Raw genomic sequence first — 19,481 nt, 5'->3', positions numbered from 1 at the left:
CTCACTTATAATACCACAGCCACAGGAGAATGCAACCACTTTTTGTTCTTTTTTGCATCTTTCTTTGCTGCATCACCGATAAGTGCAAGTGACAGCATTTCGTGCAACTCTTTCCTTTTTCTCCTGAAGCCTCTCATCATTCAATACAGGCCCCATGCATTCGATACTGGCCCCCGCCAATCATCTGCAATCCACACCTCTCTCATATCCCCCTTCTCCCCTTTCCTCATATCCGCCCCGGCAAGGACTGCTGGCAGTCTGCATCGGCAGAAACTTGCGGCTTCTCACGAAGTGAATGTCCCTGATTGCCGTGGAGAATGGTACACTTACAGACATGAATGCAAAAGAAATCGCCCAGCTGCGGCGTCAGTTCAAAAAAGACAACAGTGACTTTTTCATCACGAATATCGCAACGGCGTATGTATCCAATGAAAACTCTTCGCCGGTTCTGAAGTGTTTCCAGGTGACGGACTATGAGGATCTGTCGGAATCCGAACGGACCATTTATCTGAGCATCCTGAAAAAGGCTCTGTCCGGGAAGCTGGGGAAACAGCTGACGGAATACAGTTTTGAGACGGGTTCTGTCTGTCAGCAGCGGCTGTATGATCTGAATCAGTCACGTTTGAAGGATGAAGAGCAGATTCGAGGGTTCGTGGAGGATTTTTCCCGGAATACGTCTTACCTGAATGGCTATTACCTGATTCTGGCGGCGTGCGAGTGGCAGATCAAGGATAAAAACAGGATGGAGGATGCCGGTTCTGCCTATCGTTTCCTGGTTTGTTCAGTAAATGAGGTAACGCTGACGGACATCGGTTTGTATTTCAATCAGGAGAGCGGCGCAATGGAGAAGAAAGAGGATGTGGATATGCACGTGATTTCTTCGGGCCTGGACGGCTTTCTCTATCCCTGTTATACGGATGGTGGGGCGGATGTGAATCACATTCTGTATTATACGAAGACGCCGAAGCGGCCGAATGAGATGTTCATTGAAAATATCATTGGATCCATGTCTGCTCTTCCCTATGACAAGGAAAACGACTGTTTCCGGAAGATGCTGGCGGATGTGGCGGGCCGGGAGCTGGATTTCGATACGGTCAGTCATGTCTATGGATCTTTGCGGGATATGGTGGCGGAGGCGGAGGAAGAGGGGACGCCTTTGTCCATGGACAAGACCCGGATGCGGGGATTGCTGGAGGATGCAGGGCTGTCTCAGGAATCCCTGCAGCATTATTCGGCGGTGTATGACAAAACCGTGGGGGACAATGAACTGAAGGCGGTGAATCTGATGGATCCGGAGAAGCTGACGGTGAAGATGAAGGATATCAGCGTGACGGTGCGGGGGGATGCGGCGTGGAAGGTCAAAACCCGGCTGGTGGATGGCAAACGCTTTTTGATGATTCAGATTGATGACGGTCTGGAGGTCAATGGCATGGATGTCAATCAGTAGCACTCAGTAGCGCTGCCCGGTTCTCTGCTGTCTGATGTTCCGGGAACAGACAGCTATTCTGTCCGAAAGTGACGAAGCTCAAAACCGGACAGGGATCATCAAAAAGCAGTCAGCCTCACAGAGTGGAACGTGTCGAAAGGACACAGCCCATTTCTGTCTGGTCTGACTGCTTTTTCTGTTTCAGCTTTTGTCCTGTCCGGATGCATCGGTCAAAGTTCCCGTCTTTGTCCGTTCACCGGCTGTCTGATTTCCGGTTTCCGGCTGGATTGGCCGGGAGCCAGCTTCCGGCTGACAGGTGATCCAGTCTGTCTGGTCTGCCTGGGCTGCGGTGACTGGAGCACGGTGCGGCGGGAGGGATCATACTGACTGCTGCCGGCGAACATGATCAGTTCTTCCAGAGAAGCGGCGGTGGCGGCGAACAGTGCCAGGGAACATCCCCAGTCCTGCCAGCCTGGTTCAATGCTGAAGGGGACCAGAAACACCAGGATGGAGCTGAGTTTGTCCAGCCAGGTGTGGGTGGCGGCGAATTTCCGGAAGCGGATGGCAATGAGAGCATAGACCATGAGCCGGAGGATGACGGCTGCAGCGAGCCAGATCCAGATCCATCCGGCCAGACTGGCTGTCATGGCCGGCAGCAGTTTCAGAAACACCGTGCCGTAGAGGACCAGATCGGCTACGCTGTCCAGATGCCGGCCGAATTCCGATGTCTGTCCGGTGACTCTGGCTGCGAATCCATCCAGACCGTCACTGAGGCCGCAGATCAGGTAGGTTGTATAGAAAGCCGGAGAAAAAGGGACCATCCAGATCAGAGCCAGAGCACCGGCGATCCGGATGCAGGTGATGAGATTGGGCAGGGTGAGAATTCTCTGCAGGCCGTGTTTGGTATCCATGATCTCTTCTCCTTTCTCTTCTCTCCGGGTATTGTTTCAATCCGGCTGTCATGTCAGCAGACACTGACTGCCAGTATGGTCTTTTGCTGGCAGAGTTTTCATGACTCGGAAACCTGAAAGCCGGGGATGGGACCTCCGGGCCCGGGACAGAAACAGTCTACCATACTCCTTTGAGGTTCCGGCAGGTCCGGAAAGCTGTCTTTTTCTTATCTTTTTACTATGATTTCTGTATGAACAAACAGGAAAAACAGACTGCGGTCAAGGCTCTGTCCCCACTGCAGCAAGCCGTGACCCAGCAGGGTGCCACGGAACCGCCTTTCAGCGGGATCTATGACCATTTCTTTGAGCCGGGTATCTACGTGGATCCGGTGGACGGTCAGCCGCTTTTTTCTTCTGCAGATAAATACGACTCCGGCTGCGGATGGCCGGCTTTCACCAGACCGGTTTCTGATGATGCGCTGTCCTGTCTCAGAGATCATTCTCACGGCATGGAACGGGTGGAGGTGCGAAGCAGCCAGGCCGATTCACATCTGGGTCATGTATTCAATGACGGACCGGCACAGAGCGGTGGTCTGCGCTACTGCATCAATTCCGCTGCCCTGCGGTTTGTGCCGGAATCCCGGATGGCGCAGGAGGGGTACAGCGATCTTCTGGATCAGGTCCGGTCAGGGCCAGCTGATGAAAATCAGACCCCTGTCAGATAACCGATGTGTCAGCTGTTCCAGACAGAGGATCCGCCTGTCGGGGATGCAGAAAAGTGCCGTAGCCGGCGGACTGCACTGTGTCTGTTCCGCCGCTTCGGCACTTTGATCCGCTCTGATCACTGGCGGCAGCAGCCGGATGCTCAGTCGATGCAGTGAATCCGGGCAGGATCGAATTTGTCCTTCTTTGCGGCTTCCCTGGCAGGATGCCCCAGGGGAATCAGCGCGAAGGGAACAAGATTTGCCGGCAGCCGGAGGGCATCAGAGACTTTCTGCATCCGGTCTGTTTCCGGATAGATACCCAGAAACACTGTACCCAGTCCCAGGTCATCGGCTTCCAGCATCAGATTCTCACAGACCAGAGAGAGATTGACCGGGGCATATTCCGGTGCGTGACCGGTCTCCTTCTCCCAGCAGGGAACAATGACCACCGGAGCACCGGCGGCACAGCCTGCATACAGGGAACAGGCTGCCAGCTGCTGCCGGAGTCCGGGATTCGTCACCACATAAAACTGATACTGGCGGTCATCACAGGCTGTGGGGGCAGCCATGGCCGCCCGCAGCACCTGTTCGATGTCGTCCCGGGATACGGGTTTGGCTGTGTACTGACGGATGGATCTTCTGTGGAAAATGCTGTTCATGATATCTGCCTCTTTTCTTATCGAAGCCATTATACCGTTGCAGCGGCTGTTGCCGGTTTTGCTGCGCCCTGGCCTGCTGCCGGACTGTTGACAGAAAGGATGATCTGTGATGAATGAAACCCTGATTCAGTACTTCGAATGGGACCTGGAGCCGGACTGCCGGCTGTGGACCCAGGCACAGCGCCAGGCGCCGGTGCTGGCCCGTCTGGGTGTCACAGGTGTATGGCTTCCGCCGGCGTACAAAGGCCAGGGCGGCAGCCGGGATGTGGGATACGGTCCCTACGATCTGTATGACCTGGGTGAATTCAGGCAGAAGGGATCCATTGCCACCAAATATGGGACCAGAAAACAGTATCTGTCCGCCATCAGCGCCTTGCAGAAACGGGGGATCCGGGTTCTGGCAGACATTGTTCTGAATCACCGCATGGGTGCGGATAAAACAGAAACACTCCAGGCCCGTACCGTGGATCCTTCCAACAGAAGCCGCATTCTCCAGGATCTGCATCCTGTCACGGTGTGGACAGACTACGAGTTTCCGGAACGGCAGGGAAAGTATTCGGATTTTCGCTGGCACTGGCGGCATTTCACGGGAACAGACTGCACAGACGCTCATGGCAGCCGCAGCATCCTCATGTTTGAAGGAAAAACCTGGAATTCGCATGTTTCCGAAGAACTGGGCAATTTCGATTATGTCATGGGTGCCGATGTGGATTTTTCCAGTGAGGAGGTCCTGCAGGAGCTGTACACCTGGGGCAAATGGTATACCGAAACCACAGGAGTCAATGGATTCCGGCTGGATTCCCTGAAATCCATCGATTCGCATTTCTTTCCCCAGTGGCTCGCTGCAATGCACGCCACGGGGAATCACCCCGATCTGACACTGGGAGAGTACTGGTCCGGTGATGTGTTCGTACTGAAAAACTATCTGAATGACTGCCAGAGATGCATGCGCCTGCTGGATGTTCCCCTGCACTATCACCTTCAGCAGGCCGCCGCTTCCAATGGCCACTACGACATCCGTCACCTTTTCAATTACACGCTGACGGATACAGATCCGGATCATGCGGCAGCCTTCGTGGACAATCACGATACGCAGCCCGGGCAGGCCCTGGAGTCCTGGGTCATGGACTGGTTCCGCCCCCAGGCTTATGCATCCATCCTTCTGAATCGTTCCCGGATGCCTGTTGTATTCTATGGTGATCTGTATGGTCTGCGCCGGGGGAATCCGCCCGTGCCCTTTCTGCGGGAAATGATGTGGATCCGGGCTCATCTTCTGACGCCCAATATCGTGGATCTCTATGACGAGGATCCCCAGAAAGCCTGCTGGATGGCCTGGGGTCCCCATCCGGTCATTGTGCTGTTCACCATTGCGGACTGGAAACAGCAAACGGTATCCGAGCCCCGGCTGGCGGGCAGAACGCTGGTGGATATCACCGATCCGGTGAATACACCGGCTTTTGACAGGCAGGGACAGGTGACCATCACCTGCCGTCCCGGCGGACTGGCTGTCTATGTGCTGAAAGAGGACTGGCGGAAGCTGCAGAAAGCCGCCGGACGGTTTCAGTGAGCCGGGTACCCCGTTCTCTGAGGAGCCGGAACGACGAAAACAGCTGAGAAATGTGCCGTATCATCAGCGGACTCAGCTGTTTTTTTCTTATCTCCGGTTTATTCCCTGTCCGGACTCGTCTGGCTGTATGTCACCGGCTGTCAGGTCAGGATCTGCTTTTGTCCTGAAGGGAAACGTTCAGATTTCCCATATTCACAGAAGCGGTAACCGCCGGTCCCTCATTCCCGGTTTTCAGCGCCGAAGTCATGAAATCATGTTCGGTTTCTCTGCCATTCAGTGTCAGCTCTCCCATATCCACAGACAGATCCAGCCGGGCCTGGGGCATCTGCAGATCCAGAGATCCATTGCCCATATCCACACTGGCTGCCAGGCTGCGGGATACGCGTCCCTGAAAATCACAGTCTCCCATGTTCACGGACAAATCCGCGGTATCCAGATTCAGATCATGACAGCTGAGGGATCCCATGGATACAGATACATTCACGGTTTTCACTGTTTCCGGGATCGTGACCTGGATGCGGGCTTCTTCACCATTCACTGTCTGCCACCCTTCCTGTCCGGTGCGGAAAACAGCCAGCCCATTCTCTGTATGAAATTCTGTCCAGTGCCCGTCTTCTTCTCCGGATCCTGCCCGTTTGATGCCATTTGTCTGAATTTCAAAGGTTTTTCCCTGCCTGATCGTCACAGTTCCGGTTGCCGTTTCCAGGTCCAGACTCGTGACTTTTTCCTTTGCGCCGTAGCTGGCCTTCACATCCTGCCAGGGATTGCCGGAATCGGGAAAGCCAAAGGAAAACGTTGTCAGATCCTCGACCCGGCTGCCAAGAACCGCCCAGGTTCCACCCATCACCAGCAGACCGGCACCAGCAAGACTCAGTCCCCATTTTGTCAGTTTATGCATGTGCGTTTCTCCTTTCCCGCAGCGTCCGGTACAAGCCGGAGAATTTCTCTGTGATGAACGGCACGCCCTGGGTGACAAAACCGCGCAGAGCCGAGAAAGAAAGCAGCGCCAGGCCAGAGCTGACCAGAGCTGCGCCCAGCACATACAAAGCCGCCACCGGTTCTGTCATCATCATGGCTGCCGCCCGCCATGCACACAATCCGGTACTCATGATGCCGGCCATCATGACCACCACGACCACAAACACCAGACAAATCACCAGCAGCAGGACGGAAAACAGAATCAGAATCACGGCCATTGCCAGAGGCAGGGAGAGGGGCAGAGACAGGATGCCCAGAACCAGGATCCATACCGTGGCCCGGCTGCGCCTTGCCTGGGCACTGTTCCATTCAGCGGTTTCTTTCTGGTCTGAACCGAAGCAGCCGGATTCTCCTGCAGTTTCCGCTCTCTGCTGCTTCCGGCTGGCAATGCCCGGAAGCGGCGGCAGTTTGGCAGCAGCGTCGGCACTGATCTGCCGGGCAAAGCTCTCCGGAAAACCGAGAGCCCGCAGCGTTTCCTCTTCTCCTGCCTCCTCAAAATATTCCCTGACGTATTCCACCACGTCTTCCGTTTCCGTTTCCGGAATCTGCCGCAGGTTTTCCCGCAGACGCTGTATGTACTCTCTTTCCGTCATATATCCTTTCCTCCTTCCAGAATCGTGTCAATCTGGCTGGACAGTGTTTCCCATTCCTGCTTGTATTCCGCAAGGCGCCTGCGCCCCGGTTCTGTCATCCGGTAGTATCTCCGGTTCCGCCCATCGGTTTCCCGGTCATATGTTTCCAGCAGACCGTCTTTTTTCAGCCGCCGGAGCACGGGATACAACGCCGATTCGGATACATCCAGCACCTGCTTGATCTGCCTGGTCAGGCGGTATCCGTAAAGATCTTCCCGGTCAAGTGCTGCCAGAACACACATGTCCAGCAGGCCGCCTCCTGTCTGTATCAGCATAGGATCTCCTTTCTCCAATATTATACGGTGAATAATATTGGAGATTGTGACGATTTTCGAAACATGCCGCTGTCTGTGCCCTGTCAGGCGTACAAAAAACAGCAGATCCGCTTCAATCTGCAGATCTGCTGTTCTGTTCGCTGATTATGTACCGGGACCTCAGTCCATTTTCTCAAAATCAGATTTGGGAACACCACAAACCGGGCATACCCAGGAATCGGGAATATCCGCAAACGCAGTTCCGGGGGCTACGCCGTTGTCCGGATCGCCTTCGGCGGGATCATAGATATACCCGCAAACTGTGCATACATACTTGTCCATGAAAGAATCTCCTTTCCGCTGACTACTTTATAACACACCTGTCAATGTTTGAAGTGGCGAACGCCCGTGAAAACCATGGCAATTCCCGCTTCATTGCAGGCATCAATGGAAAGCTGATCCTTGATGGATCCGCCCGGCTGAATAATGGCCGTCACACCCGCTGCAGCCGCGGCTTCCACGGTATCCGGCATGGGGAAGAACGCGTCCGAAGCCATCACAGACCCTTTCGCTTTTTCTCCCGCCTGTTCAATGGCGATTTTCGCGGCACCAACCCGGTTCATCTGTCCGGCTCCCACACCGATGGTCATGTCATCCTTGACCAGCACGATGGCATTGGATTTCACATGCTTCACGACTTTCCAGCCGAACAGAAGCTGCTTCAGCTCTTCCTCTGTGGGCTTGCGGTCTGTGACACAAGTCAGTTCCTCTTCCGTCACCTGTTTTGTATCCATGTCCTGCACCAGCAGTCCATCGTTCACATTGGTATATTTTTTCGTGTTGGCAGGCTCCAGACTGGTATCCAGCTGCAGCAGCCGGATGTTTTTCTTGCGCTCCAGGATCTCCAGAGCTTCCGGGGTGAACGAGGGCGCAATGATGATTTCCAGAAAGATTCTGGACAGTTTTTCAGCCAGTTCTTCGTCCACCGGTTCATTCAGCGCCACGATGCCCCCGAAGATGGAAACCGGATCCGCTTCATAGGCTTTGTCCCAGGCTTCGTTGATTGTGCTGCCGATTCCCACACCGCAGGGATTCATGTGTTTCAGACCCACAGCCGCAGGCTGGCCCTGGAAGTCCTTCAGAATCTCGATGGCAGCATTGCCATCCTGAATGTTGTTGTAGGACAGCTCCTTGCCATGCAGCTGCACCGCATTGGCCAGAGAGTACTGCGGATTCATGCCTTTGTAGAATGCCGCACTCTGATGGGGGTTTTCTCCGTACCGCAGATCCTGCACTTTGTCGAAAGTGATCGTCATGCTTTCCGGATACTTCTCGCCGGTTTTCCCGGTGAGATAGTCGGCAATCATCGCATCGTAGCGGGCAGTGTGACGGAACACCTTGGCTGCCAGATGTTCTCTGGTGACCGGACATGTTTCCCCATTCTCCCGGAGTTCCTTCAGAACCTGATCATAGTCCGCCGGATCGCAGAGCACCGGAATGAACCGGTAATTCTTGGAAGCGGAACGCAGCATGCTCGGACCGCCAATGTCGATGTTTTCAATGATCTCTTCATGGGATACACCGGGTTTCTGCACCGTTTCCCTGAAGGGATACAGGTTCACCACCACCATGTCAATGTCCTGAATCCCCAGATCACGGATCTGCTTCACGTGTTCCGGATTGTCCCGGACACACAGAAGAGCACCGTGCACATTGGGATGCAGTGTCTTGACCCGGCCATCCATGATCTCCGGAAAGCCGGTCACATCGGAAATGCCGATGACTTTCAGGCCGGCTTCCTCCAGAGCCCGTTTGGTGCCGCCGGTGGAAATGATTTCATATCCCAGTTCTTCCAGACCCCGGGCAAATTCAGACAGCCCTGTCTTGTCCGATACGCTGATGAGTGCTCGTTTCATAGCTGATTCCTTTCCTTGTTCCTGTTTTTCTGACTGTTTCCATCAGACTGTGAAGCCTGAACCTTGTACCGGATCTGACCCGGACATGGTCTGCTTCGCATCTGACCGTTTACTTCTGCTGATGGCTGACGGCTTTGTTCACCGCCCGCCAGAACAGATCATATTCTTTGGCATGGACCGCGGCTTCCAGCGCTTCCAGACCGCCGGTTTCCGGTACCGGCACCCGTTCCTGCAGAATCACAGGACCGGTATCCACGCCTTCGTCCACATAGTGGACCGTCACACCGGTTTCCTTCACGCCGGCTTCCCAGGCATCCCGGATCCCATGGGCTCCGGGAAATTCCGGCAGATACGCCGGATGAATGTTCAGGATGGCTCCTGGCCAGGCATTCAGCAGTGTGGGACCCACAAACCGCATGTATCCTGCCAGAATGATCAGTTCCACGCCCGCCTCCTGCAGAATGTGCAGAACCTCGGTTTCATATTCTGCCTTGGGTCTTCCTCTGGCGGGAACATAATGAGCCGGAATGCCGTGACTGGCAGCACGCTGCAGGCCGAAGGCATCGGGATTGTCGCTGATGACCGTCACGATCTGCGCCTGCAGATCCCCGGCTTCCTGGCGCTTCAGCAGTGCTTCCAGATTGGTGCCGCTTCCGGATACGAAGACAGCCGCCCGGACTGTCATTCGATTTCAACCTTCCCGGAATCCGTCACCTCGCCGATCACATAGCTGGTTTCACCCATGTCTTCCAGGATCTGCTGGACTCTGCCTGCGTCTTCCGGGCGTACTGTCATGATGAAGCCGATGCCCATGTTGAAGACGTTGTACATCTCCTCTTCATCAATGCCGCCATAGGTGGAAATCACATCAAAGATAGCCGGACGGGGAAAACTGTCCTTTTCGATCCGCACACCCTGTCCGTCTTTGAGCATCCGGGGGATGTTCTCAAAGAATCCACCGCCGGTGATGTGGGACATGCCGTGAACGTCCACCTCTTCCAGCACTCTGAGCACCGGACGGACATAGATCCGGGTGGGCTCCAGCAGCACATCTCCCAGTTCCCGTCCATTCAGTTCTTCCATCTTCTGATGGGGATCCAGCTTTGCATCCTTGAACAGCACCTTGCGCACCAGTGAGAAGCCATTGGAATGCACACCGGTGGAAGGCAGCCCGATCAGCACGTCTCCATCCTGGATTTTGTCCCCGGTGCGGATGTCCTTTTTGTCCGCAGCGCCCACACAGAAACCAGCCACATCATAATGATGCACATCATACATATCCGGCATCTCCGCAGTTTCGCCACCAATCAGCGCACACTGTGCATCCACACAGCCATCCGCGACTCCCTTGACAATCTGCTCGATCACCTCCGGGTAGTTTTTACCCACGGCGATATAGTCCAGGAAAAACAGCGGTCTGGCGCCCTGAACCAGTACATCGTTGACACACATCGCCACGGCATCAATGCCAATGGTGTCGTGCTTGTCCATGGCAAAGGCAATCAGCAGCTTGGTGCCCACGCCATCGGTTCCCGATACGAGAACCGGTTCTTTCATTCCATACAGGGAAAGATCGAAGAGACCGCCAAAGGCACCAATGGAGTCTCCGGCTCCCATGATCTTCGTTCTGTCCACATGACTGCGGATGCGCCGGACGGATTCATATCCGGCTTCCAGGCTCACCCCGGCTTTTTCATACTGTTCTGCCATTCTCTTCTTCCTTTCGCATCAGTTCATCGTGTCTGAAACAGGCCTGGCAGGCTCTGATTCCCAGCGCCCGGGAAAACTCTTCCCGTTTCAGAAACCGGACGGAATCCGCCCGGATTTTTTCCTTCAGTTCCTCTTCTGTCCATTTTGCTCCTGCCAGATCCTGGCGGCGGCTGCTTTCGGCTCCTTTTGTGCAGGCTTCGCAGATCACCGGGGAAGCAACCCGGAAATGAATTTTCCGGGCTCCTGCCTCCCGCAGCAGCTGACATATTCTGGCTGCCGTGCTGCCTCGGACGATGGAATCATCCACCAGGAACACATCCTTGCCCGCCACCACGGAGGAAATCGCATTCAGACGCACCCGCATCCCCTGCTCTCTCTGCATTCTCGTGGGCCGGATGAAGGTGGACCCGATGTACCGGTTTTTGATCAGCCCGGTTTCATAGGGAATCTGCAGCTCTCTGGCAAAAGCCGCTGCGGCATCAATTGCCGTATCCGGCACACCGATGACCATATCCGCCGTTTCCGTTTCGGAGATGGCCAGTGCCCGGCCAAAGGCCTTGCGGGCGGTCAGCACCCCCAGGCCGGACATGCCGGAGTCCAGCCGGGAAAAATAGACAAATTCCATGGCACAGGGCCCAATGGCCTCACGGACTGCCGGCATCTGCCAGCACCGGCTTTCACCCTTGCCAAACCGCATCAGTTCCCCGGGCTGCAGCTCCCTGACATTCTGTGCCCCGAGAATGCTCAGGGCGCCGGATTCCGTGGCAAAAGCCTTGCCCCCGGTGGTGTCCGGCACATCTGCCACAAACAGAGAACGGGCCCCTTCCTGACTGCGCATGGCATACATCGTGCTTTTGGTCATGAGCAGAAATGTCCAGGACCCCCGCATCTGTGCACAGGCCCGGGTGATTTTTTCAAACAGATGCCCCTGTTCCCGCTGTATGAGGTGAGCGATCAGCTCTGCATCCGACAGCCCCTGAAAAATCAGTCCCTGCTGCTCCATCTCATCCCGGAGTTCACCTGCATTTTCAATCATGCCGGTGGAAACGATGGCAAAATGTCCCTGATAGGCACGGACCATCACCGGCTGCAGGTTTTCATCCATCCGGTCTTCCTCCAGACGCAGCCGCACCTGGCCGATGGCGGCAGTTCCCGGGGTTTCCTGCACAGGTTCTTCTTTCAGAAGCTCGGACAGCAGTCCCCGTCTCTTGAAACAGGTCAGGCTGCTGCCGTCCGTGACGGCAATGCCCACACCGTCCTGGCCTCTGTGCTGCAGGCCATGCAGCAGCAGGGCACAGTCTCCGGCTGCCTCCGGAACATGAAACAGACCGGCGATTCCCGCCATATCCTGCAGAATCTGTTCACTCATGCGTCATGTTCCGGTACATCGCTCTGGGGTGCGTGAGTGAAGAAACGCACACCGGAAGCGAAAATATCCTGATTCCTGTCACCGTCGATATTGATGAACAGACCTTCTTCCCAGCGCTCGCTGTGACCCATTTTTCCAAGAACGCGTCCGTCTTCGCTGGTGATGCCTTCCACGGCCCAGGCCGAGCCATTGATGTTGTACTCGCCATCCATGGAAGGTGTCCCGGTTTCATCCACATACTGCGTGGCGATCTGTCCGTTGTCCGCCAGGGTCCGCAGCCAGGTTTCATCCGCCACGAATTTTCCCTCGCCATGAGAGAAAGCCACAGAATGCACCTGCCCCGGCCGGAAGTCCTGCAGCCAGGGAGACCGGTTGCTGGTGACTCTCGTTCTGGCTACCCGGGACACGTGACGGTCAATGTCATTCCGGAACAGGGTGGGAGCCTTGTCTTCCTGACCGCTTTCCAGACCGCCGGGCAGAAGTCCCGACTTGATCAGCGCCTGGAAACCATTGCAGATGCCCAGAATCAGGCCATCGTTTTCCCGGCGCATGAAGTCCACCGCTTCGGCGATTTCCGGATTCCGGAGTACGTTGGCAATGAATTTTCCGGAGCCATCCGGTTCATCTCCCGCAGAGAAACCGCCGACAATCATCAGGATCTGTGCCTGACGGATTTCCTGTGCCAGCTGGCTGACACTGTTTTTCAACGCTTCCGGGGTGCGGTCATTGAGCACAAACTGCCGCACTGTGGCTCCCGCCCGTTCGAACCGGCGGGTGGTGTCCAGTTCACAGTTCTGCCCCGGGAAGACAGGAATCAGCACCAGGGGTTTTTCCACCTGCACCCGGGAATACTGCTTCTCTCCTTCACAGAGATCCGCAGCGGGTTCTCCTTCACCTGTCCGGGCTTTGCGGGGATACAGGCCTTCATAGGTGGAAGTCCAGGCATCGAAGGCTTCCTGCAGCCCTGTTGCCTGTCCATTGATGGTCAGAGTTTCATCACCGTTGGTCTGTCCGATTTTCACAAACCGGGGATCGCTCAGAGGTTCGGAGGTTTCCAGAATCAGAGATCCGATGCCGAAACCATAGGGATCCGGAACTTCCACAGACGCGCCGATCCAGTTGCCGAAAGCCATTTTCGCCAGGGCCGCCCCAATGCCGCCGCTGTTGACAGATCGGGCTGCCACAACGCTGGAAGAAACAGATTCCAGCGCCTGGAAATTCCGGCAAAGCTGTTCGTAATCCGGACTGTGATCTGCCAGCGGTGTATGAGCCAGCAGATACAGATCATGTCCTGCCTGCGAGAATTCAGAAGGCCGGACCTTGTCCGCCTGACCGGTTGTCACCGCAAAGGTGATGACCGTGGGCGGCACATGGATGTCATTGAATGTGCCGGACATGGAGTCCTTGCCGCCAATGGAAGGTGTCCCGAAGGCAATCTGCGCATCGATCAGTCCCAGCATTGCTTCCAGAGGCCGTCCCCATTTCACCGGATCATGTCCAAGCCGTTCAAAGTATTCCTGATTGGAAAGCCGCGCACTCAGCGGATCCATCCCCAGCGCCGCCTGTCTGGCAAGGGCCGCCGTCACGGAATACGCTGCACCCAGGTAGGGAGAATATTTGGAGACCTCCGGATCAAATCCGAATGTCATGGCACTCACTGTGGTGGTAAAACCGTCTGTGGGCAGCTTCTGCACGCTTCCTTCCTCCGGTGTGAGCTGTTTTCTGCCGCCGAAGGGCATCAGCACCGTGGACTTGCCGATGGACGCATCGAACATTTCCGCCAGACCGATCTGACAGGCCACATCCGGGCGTTTCAGAACCTCCGTCAGCGTGCACTCTTGGGTCGTACGGAAAGGATCGCTGTCATATTCGGAGGCTGTCACCTTCACGGACTGATGCTGCCGCACACCGTTGGTATCCAGAAATGCCCGGGACAGGTCCACAATCGTTTCATCGCGCCAGTTCATGACCAGCCGCGGTTCTTCCGTGACCACAGCTGCCTGCACGCAGTCCAGATTTTCCTGACGGCACAGTTCCCGGAACGTGTCGAAGGATTCTGCCGGAATCACCGCTGCCATCCGTTCCTGGCTCTCGGAGATGGCCAGTTCCGTTCCATCCAGTCCCTCGTATTTGACCGGCACAGCATCCAGATCGATCACCAGCCCGTCCGCCAGTTCCCCGATGGCCACGGACACACCGCCGGCACCGAAGTCATTGGCTTTCCGGATCAGTCTGGTGACATCCGGGTTTCTGAACAGACGCTGCAGTTTCCGCTCTGTCAGAGCGTTTCCTTTCTGGACCTCCGAGGAACACTTTTCCAGACTTGTGTCTGTGTGTTCCTTGCTGGAACCGGTGGCACCGCCAATTCCGTCACGGCCGGTGGCACCGCCAATGAGCACCACCACATCCCCCGGCTGCGGCTTTTCCCGTTTTACATGGGATCTGGGCGCCGCACCGATCACAGCCCCCACTTCCATGCGCTTGGCAGTGTATCCTTCATCGAAGATTTCCTCCACAAAGGTTGTGGGCAGACCGATCTGGTTGCCGTAGGAGGAGTAGCCCCGGGCTGCGGTTTTTGAAATTCTGGACTGCGGCAGCTTGTGTTCCATGGTCTCGCTCACCGGACGGTTGATGTCACCGGCTCCGGTGATCCGCATGGCCTGATACACGTAGCTCCGTCCGGACAGAGGATCCCGGATCGCACCGCCAATGCAGGTGGCAGCTCCGCCGAAGGGCTCGATCTCCGTGGGATGGTTGTGCGTTTCGTTTTTGAACATCAGCAGCCAGGGGGAACGGACACCGTCTTCATCCACGGTGATTTCAATGCTGCAGGCATTGATTTCATCCGAAACTTCCAGATCCTCCAGCTTTCCGGTTTTCCTCATGTATTTTCCGGCCAGGCTGGCCATATCCATCAGCGTCGCCGGTTTCCGGCCGCCGTGAACTTCCTGCCGCAGGGCCTGATATCTGTCCCATGCTTCCTGCAGCCGCTGCTGCAGACAGTTTTTCTCAAAGACCACATCCTCCAGCACCGTTTCAAAGGTGGTGTGCCGGCAGTGATCGGACCAGTAGGTGTCCAGTACCCGGATTTCTGTCATGGTGGGATCCCTGTGCTCGTCTTTGCGGAAATGATCCTGCACAAAGCGCAGGTCCTCCAGACTCATGGCCAGACCCAGCTGCCGGTGCAGCGCTTCCAGAGCCGGTTCATCCATCCCCGTGAATCCCTCCAGCACGGGTACCGGTTCCACCTGCACATCCTGGTCGTTTTCCAGCACGGAGAGATCCTTGATCCGGGATTCCACCGGGTTGATCACGTAGGAGGCAATGGCCTGTTTCTGCTTTTCGGAAATGTTTTCCATCTCCAGCAGGGTGCCGCTGCGGATCACAGCCGGTTTCCGGCCGGAGAGCAGCATCAGACACTGCATGGCGGAATCCGCTCTCTGGTCATACTGTCCCGGCAGATATTCATAGGCCAGGACGCAGTCACCATCCGGTTCGGCAATTTCATCGGTCACAGCTTCCGCCAGAACATGCTGCCGAAGCAGGGAGATTTCTTCCTGATCGGCGCCGAAGATGTCGTAAATGTTGTACTTTACAAGCCGGAAGTCCGCCGGCAGATTCAGCGACTGGCGCAGTTCATCCTCCAGCGACTGGCTTTCCACCCGGAAGCCGGGTTTCTTGCGGACAAAAATTCTTGTATTCATTACAGTCTCGATCCCTCCAGCACTTTTTCCGCCTGGTCTTTCTTGAACTGGACCACTTTTTCGCGGACAGCCCCGTCGGCTGTGCCAATGATCTGTGCAGCCAGGATCGCCGCATTTTTGGCGCCTGCCTTGCCCACAGCCACTGTTGCCACGGGGACCCCGCCAGGCATCTGAACAGTGGAGAGCAGGGAATCCATTCCTCCTGCCACTCTGGTTTCCATGGGAACACCGATCACCGGCAGGGGCGTGGAACTGGCCAGGACGCCAGCCAGATGAGCGGCGCCGCCAGCGGCGGCAATGATCACTGCCACGCCCTTGTCCACTGCGCCTGCGGATACTTCCAGCACTGCGGCGGGTGTGCGGTGGGCACTCAGAATGCGGACTTCAAAGGGAATGCCGAACGTTGTCAGCATTTCCATGCAGGGCTCCATCTGCGGCAGATCGGAACGTGATCCCATCACGATCAGTACGGAATGTTTCACTGAACTCACCGTTTCCTTTCTTGTGTCACTGAGACGAAAAAAGCGCACCGGGTTTCTGGTACGCTGAAAAAAACTTCTGCAGTATCTTCTGTCGTCAATCTCGTTAAGACCATAACCAGACCCTCCAAAAGCGGGGAATTCCCCTACGAGTCATATTACCTTAGGTCATACAGATTGACAATCCATATTTTTCTGTCACTGTTTTGCGACTTGTGTATCATCATGGAACTGCTTCGTCAATCCTGTTCTTTCAGAATCAGCTGATACAGTCCATTGGCCGACAAACCGGTTTCCTTCGCCACCTGCTTGGCAGCAGCCTTCGGCTTCATTCCCTGTGCCATGAGCTCCTTCACCTGCCGGCAGGCTGCCGCCTCATCTGCCTCTTCCGGCTCATGTCCGGCCACCACCAGCACCATTTCTCCCTTCAGCCCGTCTTCAGCCGCCTGACGCAGTTCCTGCAGGGTGCCTCTGAGGTATTCTTCGAACTTCTTCGTCAGTTCCCGGGCCAGACATGCCTGTCTGTTGCCCAGCACTTCCTCCATGTCCGCCAGACATTGGGCAATGCGGTGGGGAGCTTCATAAAACACCAGTGTCCAGGGGAGATTTTTCAGCTGCTCCAGCTCTTTTCTGCGCCGGCTGCTTTTTGAATCCGTGAATCCGTAAAACAGATAATGTCGGGCATCCAGTCCCGAAGCCACCAGCGCATTGAGAGCGGCATTGGGCCCCGAAAAGGAAATCACCGGAATGTCCTGCTCAATGACCGCCCGGACCAGATTCTGACCGGGATCGGAAATCACCGGATAGCCCGCATCACTCATCACGCCCACTGTATGTCCCGCAGTCAGTTCCTCCAGGATCCTGGGAATGCTGGAAGACTGATTGTGCTCATGATGACTGATCAGCGGTTTGCGGATCTGCAGCAGCGACAGCAGCTTTCCGGTATTCCGGGTGTCCTCGCAGGCAATCACATCACAGGCTTCCACTGCCTCCCGGATTCTGCCGGATACTTCCGACAAATTGCCGATGGGAGACGGAATCAGCAGCAGCCGGGCACCGGTATCGCTGAAACTTTTCTGCCGTTTCACCGTCTGTTCTCCTGATCCGGTTTTGCGCCGCGTCCGGAAGATGGCCGGGCATCTTTGCGTCCTGTACCCCCGTGTCCTTTTCTGCGCTCTCTGCCTGCATTTGCAGACTCAGTCCCCTGTCTGCGTCCGCGGGAGGCATCATGATTCTCCCGGCTGCGGATGTCCCGGTTCCGGGTTTTCCTCTCCTGGGACCTGTTTTTTTCTCTGCCCTGGCTGCTGCGCCGCTCCGGTCCCGGCAGATCCGGCTTTTCGCTGCCTGTCCGGGCATCTGCCGGCTGACCGGGATTGGCTGTTTCCCCCTGGGAGACTGTCGGATTTCCATCCTTTGAATCTGTGTTTTCTTCACTGCCCCGTTCCGGCCACAGCGTGGAAAACTCCACAAACCGGACCTCTTCCCGGTTTTCCAGCTTGGCCTGCTGCTGGAGCAGATTCATGGACGACAGCCGGTATCTGGTGCCTTCAAAGACCAGCTGGGAATTGATTCTGGGCAGATCGCGCCGCATCTGGGTATAGAGATCATTCTCAAACCGCAGACAGCATTTCAGTTTTCCGCACTGACCGGAAAGCTTTGAGATGTTCAGAGCCAGCAGCTGGTTTTTCGCCATGTTGATGGACACGGTATCAAATTCGCTCATGAACCGGCTGCAGCAGCATTCCATGCCGCAGGAACCGATGCCCCCCACCATTTTGGCTTTGTTGCGGGGGCCCACCTGCCTCAGCTCGATCCGGCAGTGCAGCTGATGAGCCAGATCCTTGAGCAGCTGTCTGAAATCCACCCGTTCATCCGAGACATAGGTGAAAATGATTTTTGCGCAGTCCAGTGTGTACTCGGAACTGATCAGATGCATGTCCAGGCCCAGCCGGCGGATGCACTGCGTGCAGACCGCCAGGGCATCGGCGGCTTTCACTTTGTTTTCTTCCCGTCTGGCCAGATCTTCGGGTGTGGCAAGTCGCAGAACCGGCTTGCAGTCATCTTTGGCTTTCCGGCTGTCAAAGGGCATTGCCGGCATACACACCGTACCGATTTCCTGCCCCCGAACAGTTTCCACCACCACCTGGTCTCCGGTGTCGGCTTTTACATGGGAACCGAAGGAGTATGCTTTTCTGCTTTCTTCAAACTGTATATATATAAGATACGGAAACTCTGTCCGTTCGTGATCATTCATGGTTGATCCCCTTTCTGATGCGGCTGGCCATCTGATCCAGAACCAGTGCAGGATCCGCGGTGCGTTTCACAGCTTCAATGCCCTGAACCAGGGCATCAAAGATCATGGCTTTGTCCCGGATGGGCAGTTCAGTCTGTCTGACCTGCCACTGCAGGGCTTCCAGAAACAGCCTGACCATGGGCCGTGTCGTATGGGCACCTTTAGCCGGAAACAGATTCAGCTGCAGTTCCAGCAGCCCCTCCGGCCGGTCCCAGCCGGAAAGATACTGCCTGGCTGCGGGCATGATCCGGGCATAAAACTCATCCGGTTCCGGAAAGTCCTGCGGTCCATAGCCTGCTGCCGCAGCGGCCTGCCGCAGATCCGCCGGCAGCGTGTCCAGCGAGGCGGATCTGTCTTTTTCGGGCATGGGACGCAGCTGAATGCACAGACATCTGGATTCAATGGTTGGAAGCACGGCACTTCGCTCGGCTGCGGTGAGAATGGCGGTGATTCCCGGCTGCGGTTCTTCAATGAATTTCAGCAGCGCATTGGCTGCCTGCGGCGTGGCTTCGTCAAAATGTTCCAGCACACTTACACGCTGCCCCTGACTGGTGAGAGAAAACTGTTCCTGCAGATCAGCTGCATCTTTTTTCTGAAGCCGCTGATTCCAGTAAAGTCCCACGCCACGATGCTGCAGCACGTTTCGGCATGCCAGACAGGTTCCGCAGCCGAAACCCTCTGCATCCGGATGTTCACAGACCAGAGCCTGCGCCGTCAGCTCCGCCGCTTCCTGCAGAGGAGCTCCTCTGGGTCCCCAGAACAGCAGCGCGTGCGCCATCCGCCCCGTTTCCAGCATCCGCTGCAGAATCCGGGCGGCACCGGGCTGTGCCGCAAAAAAATCACTTTTGTTCATGATTCACACTTCTTTCCCGGTGCCTGCAGTCAGCGGCACCTCAGCGG

At 56.0% G+C, this 19,481-nt stretch carries 18 protein-coding genes; 3 read left to right on the top strand and 15 right to left on the bottom strand.

The window, feature by feature from the left end; genetic code table 11:
* Positions 1–334: 334 nt before the first annotated feature.
* Positions 335–1,447, top strand: a complete 1,113-nt coding sequence (locus QZ305_RS02455) for a DUF4317 family protein (protein WP_294729907.1) — start codon at positions 335–337, stop codon at positions 1,445–1,447.
* Between the two features lie 209 nt (positions 1,448–1,656).
* Here QZ305_RS02455 and QZ305_RS02450 read toward each other — a convergent pair whose 3' ends face one another.
* A complete protein-coding gene (locus tag QZ305_RS02450) occupies positions 1,657–2,337 on the bottom strand; it encodes a CDP-alcohol phosphatidyltransferase family protein (protein WP_294729906.1) in 681 nt (226 codons plus the stop codon).
* A 230-nt stretch (positions 2,338–2,567) separates the two neighbouring features.
* Here QZ305_RS02450 and msrB point away from each other — a divergent pair, with 230 nt between their 5' ends.
* Positions 2,568–3,041 (top strand): peptide-methionine (R)-S-oxide reductase MsrB, encoded by a 474-nt coding sequence (gene msrB, locus QZ305_RS02445; protein WP_294729905.1) that lies wholly within the window; start codon positions 2,568–2,570, stop codon positions 3,039–3,041.
* Between the two features lie 140 nt (positions 3,042–3,181).
* On the opposite strand, the gene QZ305_RS02440 is transcribed toward msrB, so the two are convergent.
* Positions 3,182–3,679: a nitroreductase family protein gene (locus QZ305_RS02440; protein ID WP_294729904.1), complete on the bottom strand. Its 498-nt coding sequence runs from the start codon at positions 3,677–3,679 to the stop codon at positions 3,182–3,184.
* Between the two features lie 109 nt (positions 3,680–3,788).
* Here QZ305_RS02440 and QZ305_RS02435 point away from each other — a divergent pair, with 109 nt between their 5' ends.
* Positions 3,789–5,246, top strand: a complete 1,458-nt coding sequence (locus tag QZ305_RS02435; RefSeq protein ID WP_294729903.1) for an alpha-amylase — start codon at positions 3,789–3,791, stop codon at positions 5,244–5,246.
* Between the two features lie 145 nt (positions 5,247–5,391).
* Here the strand turns inward: QZ305_RS02435 and QZ305_RS02430 are convergent, their stop codons facing one another.
* From QZ305_RS02430 to QZ305_RS02370, 13 genes are all read right to left on the bottom strand, one after another.
* On the bottom strand, positions 5,392–6,144 hold the full coding sequence (locus tag QZ305_RS02430; protein WP_294729902.1) for a DUF4097 family beta strand repeat-containing protein: 753 nt from the start codon (positions 6,142–6,144) through the stop codon (positions 5,392–5,394).
* The gene (locus QZ305_RS02425; RefSeq protein ID WP_294729901.1) at positions 6,137–6,817 is read right to left on the bottom strand and encodes an HAAS signaling domain-containing protein; all 681 of its coding nucleotides are present in this window, start codon (positions 6,815–6,817) and stop codon (positions 6,137–6,139) included. The genes QZ305_RS02430 and QZ305_RS02425 overlap by 8 nt, the downstream gene beginning before the upstream one ends.
* A complete protein-coding gene (locus QZ305_RS02420) occupies positions 6,814–7,131 on the bottom strand; it encodes a PadR family transcriptional regulator (RefSeq protein WP_294729900.1) in 318 nt (105 codons plus the stop codon). The genes QZ305_RS02425 and QZ305_RS02420 overlap by 4 nt, the downstream gene beginning before the upstream one ends.
* Positions 7,132–7,290: 159 nt before the next feature.
* Positions 7,291–7,452 (bottom strand): rubredoxin, encoded by a 162-nt coding sequence (gene rd / locus QZ305_RS02415; RefSeq protein WP_067553961.1) that lies wholly within the window; start codon positions 7,450–7,452, stop codon positions 7,291–7,293.
* A 41-nt stretch (positions 7,453–7,493) separates the two neighbouring features.
* The gene (gene purH / locus QZ305_RS02410) at positions 7,494–9,026 is read right to left on the bottom strand and encodes a bifunctional phosphoribosylaminoimidazolecarboxamide formyltransferase/IMP cyclohydrolase (RefSeq protein ID WP_294729899.1); all 1,533 of its coding nucleotides are present in this window, start codon (positions 9,024–9,026) and stop codon (positions 7,494–7,496) included.
* 109 nt (positions 9,027–9,135) lie between these two features.
* A complete protein-coding gene (purN, locus tag QZ305_RS02405) occupies positions 9,136–9,711 on the bottom strand; it encodes a phosphoribosylglycinamide formyltransferase (RefSeq protein WP_294729898.1) in 576 nt (191 codons plus the stop codon).
* Positions 9,708–10,736 (bottom strand): phosphoribosylformylglycinamidine cyclo-ligase, encoded by a 1,029-nt coding sequence (gene purM, locus QZ305_RS02400; RefSeq protein WP_294729897.1) that lies wholly within the window; start codon positions 10,734–10,736, stop codon positions 9,708–9,710. The genes purN and purM overlap by 4 nt, the downstream gene beginning before the upstream one ends.
* Complete coding sequence (locus tag QZ305_RS02395; protein WP_294729896.1) at positions 10,720–12,105, bottom strand: amidophosphoribosyltransferase; 1,386 nt, start codon at positions 12,103–12,105, stop codon at positions 10,720–10,722. Before QZ305_RS02395 ends, purM begins: the two co-directional genes overlap by 17 nt.
* Entirely contained in the window at positions 12,102–15,809 is a 3,708-nt protein-coding gene (locus tag QZ305_RS02390; protein ID WP_294729895.1) for a phosphoribosylformylglycinamidine synthase, read from the bottom strand. The genes QZ305_RS02395 and QZ305_RS02390 overlap by 4 nt, the downstream gene beginning before the upstream one ends.
* Complete coding sequence (purE, locus tag QZ305_RS02385) at positions 15,809–16,300, bottom strand: 5-(carboxyamino)imidazole ribonucleotide mutase (protein ID WP_294729894.1); 492 nt, start codon at positions 16,298–16,300, stop codon at positions 15,809–15,811. The genes QZ305_RS02390 and purE overlap by 1 nt, the downstream gene beginning before the upstream one ends.
* A gap of 227 nt (positions 16,301–16,527) precedes the next feature.
* A complete protein-coding gene (gene rsmI / locus QZ305_RS02380) occupies positions 16,528–17,376 on the bottom strand; it encodes a 16S rRNA (cytidine(1402)-2'-O)-methyltransferase (protein ID WP_294729893.1) in 849 nt (282 codons plus the stop codon).
* Positions 17,373–18,542 (bottom strand): regulatory iron-sulfur-containing complex subunit RicT, encoded by a 1,170-nt coding sequence (gene ricT, locus QZ305_RS02375; protein WP_294729892.1) that lies wholly within the window; start codon positions 18,540–18,542, stop codon positions 17,373–17,375. The genes rsmI and ricT overlap by 4 nt, the downstream gene beginning before the upstream one ends.
* A complete protein-coding gene (locus QZ305_RS02370; RefSeq protein ID WP_294729891.1) occupies positions 18,535–19,434 on the bottom strand; it encodes a DNA polymerase III subunit in 900 nt (299 codons plus the stop codon). Before QZ305_RS02370 ends, ricT begins: the two co-directional genes overlap by 8 nt.
* Between the last annotated feature and the right edge of the window lie 47 nt (positions 19,435–19,481).

This window comes from uncultured Faecalibaculum sp. (genome assembly GCF_910588395.1).
Taxonomy (GTDB): domain Bacteria; phylum Bacillota_I; class Bacilli_A; order Erysipelotrichales; family Erysipelotrichaceae; genus Faecalibaculum.
This window is presented reverse-complemented; position numbering and strand designations above follow the sequence as displayed.